Consider the following 5,510-nt stretch of genomic DNA (forward strand, 5'->3'; position numbering starts at 1 on the left):
CCCGTGGGCGGCGCTCACCACGCTCCGGGCGGTCACCACCGCGTTCGGTGCGCTCACCACGTTCAGCACGCTCACCACGTTCGGTGCGCTCGCCGCGCTCCGGGCGTTGCTGCTGTTCAGGCTTGTCAGCGCCTTCGGCGCGCGGCTTGCGGTCACCGCGTTCGCCGCGCTCACCGCGGGCTTCCTGCGGCTTGCCATCGCGGCGGCCACCTTGGCCACGCGGCTCGTTGCGCTCACCGCGTTCGCTACGCTCGCCGCGCTCACCACGGCGGCCACCGTCGCGGCGACCATCACGGCCGCCTTCGCGCTTGGGCTTGTCCGTTGCGGCGGGCGCCGCTGCGGGCGCCTGGACAGCAGGTGCCGGGGCCGGCGCGGCATCGCCACCGCCGAAGAAGCTGAACAGGCGGCTGAAGAAGCCCTTGGCCTGCGGTGCTGGCGGCGGGGGCGCAACGACGGGCGCCGGTGCGGGCGCGGCCGCGACGGGCTCGGGCTTCGGTGCGGCGACCGGCGCGGGCTGCTCGGGCAGGATGCCCTTGATGACCGGCTCCTGCTTGTTCTTCTTCTCGACGTCGCCGCGGCGCGTGATGCCGACCTCGTCGGTCGGCTCCTCGATCATCGTGTAGCTGGCCTGCAGGTTCTCCAGGCGTGGGTCGTCGTGGCGCAGGCGCTCAAGCTTGTAGTTCGGCGTCTCGAGGTGCTTGTTGGGCACCAGCAGCACGGTGACGCGCTGCTTGAGTTCGATCTTGGTGATCTCGGTGCGCTTCTCGTTCAGCAGGAAGGAGGTCACTTCCACCGGCACCTGCACGTGCACGGCGGCGGTGTTGTCCTTCATGGCCTCTTCCTGGACCATGCGCAGGATCTGCAGTGCCGAGGACTCGGTGTCGCGGATGTGGCCCGTGCCGTTGCAGCGCGGGCAGGTGATGTGGTTGCCTTCGCTCAGCGCCGGGCGCAGGCGCTGGCGGCTCATTTCGAGCAGGCCGAACTTGCTGATGGAGGCGAACTGCACGCGGGCGCGGTCCTGGCGCAGTGCGTCGCGCAGGCGCTGTTCCACGTCACGGCGGTTCTTGCTCTCCTCCATGTCGATGAAGTCGACAACGATCAGGCCACCGAGGTCGCGCAGGCGCATCTGGCGGGCGATTTCGTCGGCCGCTTCGAGGTTGGTGCGGGTGGCCGTCTCTTCGATGTCGGTGCCGCGGGTCGAGCGGGCCGAGTTGACGTCGACCGACACGAGGGCTTCGGTGTGGTCGATGACGATGGCGCCGCCGGACGGCAGGTTCACCGTGCGGCTGAAGGCCGTCTCGATCTGGTGCTCGATCTGGAAGCGGCTGAACAGCGGTGCGTCGTCGCGGTAGCGCTTCACGCGATGGCCCTGGTCGGGCATCACGTGGTTCATGAACTGGCTGGCCTGCTCGTACAGGTCGTCCGTGTCGATCAGGATCTCGCCGATGTCCGACGTGAAGTAGTCGCGGATCGCGCGGATGACCAGGCTGGATTCCTGGTAGATCAGGTAGGCGCCCTTGCCGCCCTTGGCCGCGTCATCGATCGCGGTCCAGAGCTTGAGCATGTAGTTCAAGTCCCACTGCAGCTCGGGCGCCGTGCGGCCGATACCGGCGGTGCGTGCGATCAGGGACATGCCCTTGGGGTACTCGAGCTGGTCGAGATTTTCCTTCAGCTCCTCGCGGTCCTCGCCCTCGATGCGGCGCGAAACGCCACCGCCGCGCGGGTTGTTGGGCATCAGCACCAGATAGCGGCCGGCCAGGCTGACGAAGGTGGTCAGCGCCGCGCCCTTGTTGCCGCGCTCTTCCTTCTCGACCTGGACCAGCAGCTCCTGGCCTTCCTTGATCGCGTCCTTGATGGTCGCGTTCTTGACGTCGGTGCCCTCGCGGAAGAACTGGCGCGAGATTTCCTTGAACGGCAGGAAGCCGTGGCGGTCCTCGCCGTAGTCGACGAAGCAGGCTTCGAGCGAGGGCTCGACCCGCGTCACGACGGCCTTGTAGATATTGCCCTTGCGCTGCTCGCGGCCTTCGATTTCGGTCTCGAAGTCCAGCAGCTTCTGGCCATCAACGATCGCGAGGCGCCGCTCTTCCGGCTGCGTCGCATTGATCAGCATGCGTTTCATGTCATCACTCCTCTCGCGCCGGGCGGCTTGTCAGCCGCCGCGAAACGCGCACGTTCATCGCGCCGCCAAGCCAAAGCGCTGGCGGCTAAAGATGCACGGGCAATGACTCGAGAACCGAGGAAGGAATCGCCCTGGACCGAAAGCGCGGCCGACCGTGGGGGTCAGCGCGCAGTTGGCGTTGGCGCGTGCGCCGCAGCAGCGGTCATGCGAGCCGAGCCGCCGGCTCCCGCGCGCACCCGCCCGGCAACAAGCCGGGGCAGGGCGGCCACACCGGGATCTAGCCGGGGCCGCAGAGGTGCGTGTGGGGGGAGGGGCATGCTCATCTGCATGGGCTGCTGGACGCTGGTGACAGCTCGCGCGGCCCGAAGGCCAGGTGCTCTGTCGCCATGGAAACCTTGTTGTCTGCGGGCGCCGGGTTCCTTGAAACAATCAAGGGCAGCGGGGCTCGCGGGTTCTTGTGTCATCGCTCTGCCGCGTCGGGCAGCGGGCCGTTCACTCACTCGGGGAGGAAACCTGCCGGCCGTCTTTCGCGTTGCATCGCCTGTGGCCGCCAGGGCTGTGCCCCGTCGGCCACACGTTACCGCCGCTAAAATCAAACAAATCAAATACTTACGGCAGCAACGTGGTGAAAAGGATTATAGGGGTAGGCCAAGTGCCACCCGACACCACGCAAACCCCTGCCACGGCGCCAGCCGTGCGCCGGGTCACGGTGGACGAAGGCTCCGCCGGGCAGCGCTTGGACAACTTCCTGCTGCGCGAACTCAAGGGTGTGCCCAAGACCCACGTCTACCGCGTCATCCGGGCCGGCGAAGTGAGGGTCAACAAAGGCCGGGCCCAGGCCGACACCCGGCTGGAAATTGGTGACGAGGTGCGCATCCCGCCGGTACGCCTGCCCGAGCGCCCGGCTCAGCCCGAGGCGCCGGCGCGTGAGTTTCCGGTGGTGTTCGAGGATGAGCACCTGCTTGTCATCGACAAGCCGGCCGGCGTGGCGGTGCATGGCGGCTCGGGCGTCAGCTACGGCGTCATCGAGGCGCTGCGCCGCTCGCGGCCGACGGCCAAGTTCCTGGAGCTGGTGCACCGCCTCGACAAGGAAACCTCCGGCCTCTTGATGATCGCCAAGAAGCGCAGCGCGCTGGTGGCACTGCAGGATCAGCTGCGCGAGCGCGAGACGGGCAAGACCTATGCCGCCCTGGTCTGGGGCGACTGGCCGGCCAAGCTCAAGGTCATCGACGTGCCGCTGGTCAAGTTCGTCGGCGGCGACGGCGAGCGCTGGGTGAGGCCGGGCAAGGCGGATGAGGAAGGCGCCAAGCGGTCGATCAGCCTGGTGAAGGTCGTCCAGCGCACGCCGCATTTCAGCCTGCTGGACGTGACCATCAAGACCGGCCGCACCCACCAGATCCGCGTCCACCTGCAGCAGGCCGGTCACGCCATCGTCGGCGACCCCAAGTACGGCGACTTCGAGCGAAATCGCGAGCTGGCGCGCGGGCGTGCCAAGTTCGACCGCATGTTCTTGCATGCGCGAAAGCTGCAGTTCCAGCATCCGGCGACGGGGGAGACGGTGACCTGCGAGGCGCCATTGCCTGCCGATTGCCGAAGCCTGGTGGACAGTGCCGCATGAAGTTGTGGCGGGCGCTTGAGCGGTTGGGCCGGGCGGCCTTCATCGTCGCGGCCTCTCTGGGCGGCTCGTGGGTGGCCGCCATGACGATCATGCCGCCTGCGCCCATTCCCCTGCAATTCGAAGCGCGCACCGATCGACTGACACGCGACGGCCTTGTCGCCCTGAACGAGTTGGCGGTGCGTGCCGCGCAGTGCCCGGCGAACGAGCTGGCCCTGCACTTGTCGCCGGCCAAGAGAGCGCAGACGGCGCTGGCCAAGCGCCGCGTGGCAACAGTCCAGAAGCGGATGGAGCAGTTGGGGCTGAAGCTGGCGGTCGAGATGAAGCCGTTGCGCAATGGGCAGGCCCGCCCCCGGCACCGCGACACGCTGTTGGCGGATGTGGGCGCCGCCGACGACGTTTGGTGCGACCTGCGAGCGGGATCGCAGGCATTCGCCTGGGCCGAGGCAATGGGGCAATACGTCGAGGGCGCCGAGCCGAGGATGCCGGCCTTCTGGCAGCGCTTGTCCAAGCAGGGCAGGTCGGGCCTCGCAATGCCTCTGGCGGTCGCGGCTGTTTGCGCAGGGCCCGGTTGTACGCGGCATCCGGAGCTCTACCATTGGTTGGCCGAGCAGTCCCTGCGGGATGCGTCGATGCAAACTCGGCGTTGGTGGTTGCTTCAGCTCTGGGCGCGTGCCGAGGACGCCGAGGTGGAGCGATTTCGGCAGCGCTGGGGCCTGGCGCCTTTGACGCTCCAAGAGCGAGCCGGCCATGCGCACGAATTGGCTGCTGGCGGCCTGCCGTGGGCGGTGATCGAGCAGCGATTGCGCGAACCCGAGGTGATGTCCTACTTCGGTGAGCAGCCAATGATCCTGGGCGGGCCTGGGCCGCATTGGCTGTTGGGCGTGGCGACCCAGCAAGGCCAGCTCGATGCTTTTGACCGGCTCATCGAAGCCGCCGGGCCAGCCAAGGGCTGCTTCGTCATGGCAGCCTTCTGGGAAGCAGGCGGGGATCAGGAGCAATTCGAGGCGTGGAGGCCGCATTTCGCAAGCTGGGCGCGCGGTGCCACCATGCCATATCAGCCGAAGGGTTCTCCCGTCAGCTGCAATCCCGTCGCCGCGGTGCTGAGGGAAGCCTTCTGCACTGGCAATGCGGCCGATGTGGCAGCGCGCTACGAAGCCATCTGGGACATCCTGCTTGAGGCCGGCGTGACACTCGAATCGCCCGCAGTCCGGCTGTTCACCGAACCGGCCGCCGAAGGCGCCCGTCAGCCTTGCCGGCTGGAGCCGATCCCCGGTTATGCATCTCGCTTGCGCCAAGTCGAGCGCCCCTGAGTCTCAAGGCGAAAGCCCGAACATCGACAATCCCTTCATGATTTCCCGCCCGCAACAATTCGACCTGATCGCCTTCGACTGGGACGGCACCCTGTTTGACTCCACGGCGCTGATCGCCCGCTGCATCCAGCGCGCCGCCGTTGACCTGGGCCTGCCCGAGCCCGGGTTCGAGAACTGCCGCTATGTCATCGGCCTGGGCCTGCGCGATGCCCTCGAGCATGCCGTGCCCGGCCTGGCCGCCGAGCGCTACCCCGAGCTGGGCCTGCGCTACCGCCACCACTACCTCGCCTCGGAGCACGAACTCTCGCTGTTCGAAGGCACGCTGGAGATGCTGGAGGCCTTGAAGGCGCGGCACCACTGGCTGGCCGTCGCCACGGGCAAGAACCGCGCGGGCCTGGACCGCGTGCTGGCGTCCAGCGAACTGGGGCATCTGTTCGACGGCACGCGCACGGCCGACCAGAAG

The 5,510-nt window shown here is 67.8% G+C and carries 4 protein-coding genes; 3 read left to right on the forward strand and 1 reads right to left on the reverse strand.

Features of this window, described 5'->3' with window-relative positions:
- A partial coding sequence (locus ACXJKR_RS22825; RefSeq protein ID WP_457324751.1) for an Rne/Rng family ribonuclease occupies positions 1-2,119 on the reverse strand: 2,119 nt, incomplete at its 3' end.
- 625 nt (positions 2,120-2,744) lie between these two features.
- Between ACXJKR_RS22825 and ACXJKR_RS22830 the strand changes: the two genes are divergently transcribed.
- The 3 genes from ACXJKR_RS22830 to ACXJKR_RS22840 all read left to right on the forward strand — a co-directional run.
- Positions 2,745-3,737, forward strand: a complete 993-nt coding sequence (locus ACXJKR_RS22830; protein ID WP_457324754.1) for an RluA family pseudouridine synthase — start codon at positions 2,745-2,747, stop codon at positions 3,735-3,737.
- On the forward strand, positions 3,734-5,047 hold the full coding sequence (locus ACXJKR_RS22835; RefSeq protein ID WP_457324752.1) for a hypothetical protein: 1,314 nt from the start codon (positions 3,734-3,736) through the stop codon (positions 5,045-5,047). The genes ACXJKR_RS22830 and ACXJKR_RS22835 overlap by 4 nt, the downstream gene beginning before the upstream one ends.
- Positions 5,048-5,084: 37 nt before the next feature.
- Positions 5,085-5,510 (forward strand): HAD family hydrolase (locus tag ACXJKR_RS22840; RefSeq protein WP_457324753.1); only part of this gene is annotated, 426 nt, incomplete at its 3' end.

It is taken from the genome of Roseateles sp. P5_E11, from assembly GCF_054049355.1.

Coding starts and splice junctions, on each gene's coding strand:
- ACXJKR_RS22835 (WP_457324752.1), top strand. CDS start 3,734: ATGAAGTTGTGGCGGGCGCTTGAGCGGTTGGGCCGGGCGGCCTTCATC.